Below are 1,875 nucleotides of genomic sequence, written 5' to 3'. Positions count from 1 at the left end.
AAATGGGCGCCGCGCGCTTTGCCCGCCATCAGACTGGGGTAATTGACTAGCAGCGGATAAAAGTCGTTGCGACAGGCACTTAGAATCAATACCGCATGGGAAGTGGCAAGACGCTCTAACAGCTCGATAAAGGTGCTGCGCTCGGCGTCGCTAAACAGCGGCGATGATAATAATATCTCTAATCTGTCGATAAATAAGGCAAAGCGTGGTGTAGCATAAGTCTGATTTTTAAGGCTTTGTTTACATATGTCGACAATGCTCTGCGGATCTTGTTCAAGCTTGGCGGCAAGCGTATCGGCGCTCATTCCCTCAAATACTGGGGTGTCGTTTAGCTCCCAGTCGAGCATGGCACTGGCCAGATCGGTGAGCAGTTGTCCCTTGCTGACATCGGCAAAATCGAGGCTGCTATAGGCCACAACCCCAACGCCATTAAAGCCATTGGCCGCCATGAGGTTAGGCAATACACCGGCATTAATTAAGGAGGATTTACCGCTACCACTCGGGCCTAAAATTAAGCAGAAGGCGCGGCCAAATTGGATTTGTTGGCTAATGCGATTTAGCAGGGTGCTAATTTGCTCGCTGCGGCCGAAGAATACGTCGGCATAGTTGGCGCTGTAGGCTTGCAGGCCCGGAAACGGCGAGCCGCCTTGCCAGGTTTGTGGCGTAGCGCTGGCCTCGTGGCCAACTGGAAAGCGAACCTCGGCTAAGGTGCGATAGCCACGTTTGCGAATGGTCTCAATGTAACGGGATTCGGTGGCGCTATCGCCAAGTGCGCGACGTAACTGGTTGATAATCTTGTGCAGTGGATTGTCGCCCGTGTCGACCCCCGGCCAGCAATGGCTAACAATTTCGTCGCTGCTGACTACTTCACCGGCGTTCTGGCAGAGAAACAACAATACATCCATCGCCTTAGGTTCAAGTTGTTTAACTTGTTTACCAAGGAGTAGGCTGTTGGCGCTGGGATTGACTTGCCATTCACCAAAAAAAAATGTGCTGTCACTCATAGGATTTCCATTGCTTGAGCATCGACTAAGGCGGGGGAATCGCGGTGCCATTAGCCATTGTTATTTTTATAGGTAGCGCGTTTTGTACATTGAGTGTCATCAATTCGCATGACGTCAAAACATTGACATTATGCCTAGACACTTTGTTATTTAAAAGGAATAACCTTCGGTAATCAATGTAAATTTTATATCGTCATTGTGACGATATTGCGTCCTGTGGCACCTGCTTTATCACTCATTTGTGATCTTGCGCGGCACTTTGGAAACCTTTGTTAGGGATTTGTCTTGTACTTTTCTGTCTGGCTTTAACTGAGGCTGATTGCATTAAGCTAAAAAAAGAGTGCCCGGCTGGGCACTCAAAACGGTTGGGAAGGGAGAAGTGAAAAATGAAAAGTGAATTAGCGGCTAAACACAGTCGTTAGCGGCTAAGTACCAGTGCGTTAGCCTGAAAACTTAACCGCGCCATTTGCCCTTGGTCTTGCAGCTCAAGCTCGTTGAGTTCAAAGGGCGGTTGCAGACCCGAGGCTTGGATAAGTGTTGGGTCAAACATCAGCTTGAGTTTGGGGGATTCGGGCGTTAACCAAGTCGCCGCTTGGGTGCGCATAATCGCCACTTTTTGGCCTTCGGTATTGGTGCCCGTTAGCACGCCACTCAAACCAAAGCGTCCCGCTTCGGCGACATTTAGCTCAAAGTTGACTTGATTCGGTACGCCCTTGTCCCAAACGGTCAATACTTCTGGCTTGATGCTGGCCGAATTCACATAGGACTTAAAGGCGGTTTTCACCGTGCGCTGCACTGGGCGGCCATCGACCTGAGTCTGGACTGTGACTTCGATTTCACTCAGCCCCGCATTGCTGCTGGCAAGGGGCAA

At 50.1% G+C, this 1,875-nt stretch carries 1 protein-coding gene and 1 pseudogene; both read right to left on the bottom strand.

Translation table 11 applies throughout. The features are described from left to right. Nucleotides 1-1,004, bottom strand: a 1,004-nt coding sequence (locus ACQY6Q_RS14095) for a winged helix-turn-helix domain-containing protein (protein ID WP_427982325.1), incomplete at its 3' end; no start/stop codon positions are given. Nucleotides 1,005-1,422: 418 nt separating this feature from the next. After that, nucleotides 1,423-1,875, bottom strand: a pseudogene (locus tag ACQY6Q_RS14090) (DUF4785 domain-containing protein); the annotation flags it as partial.

Origin of the sequence: Agarivorans sp. (assembly GCF_050295395.1) — a bacterium.
Lineage (GTDB): Bacteria > Pseudomonadota > Gammaproteobacteria > Enterobacterales > Celerinatantimonadaceae > Agarivorans.
This window is presented reverse-complemented; position numbering and strand designations above follow the sequence as displayed.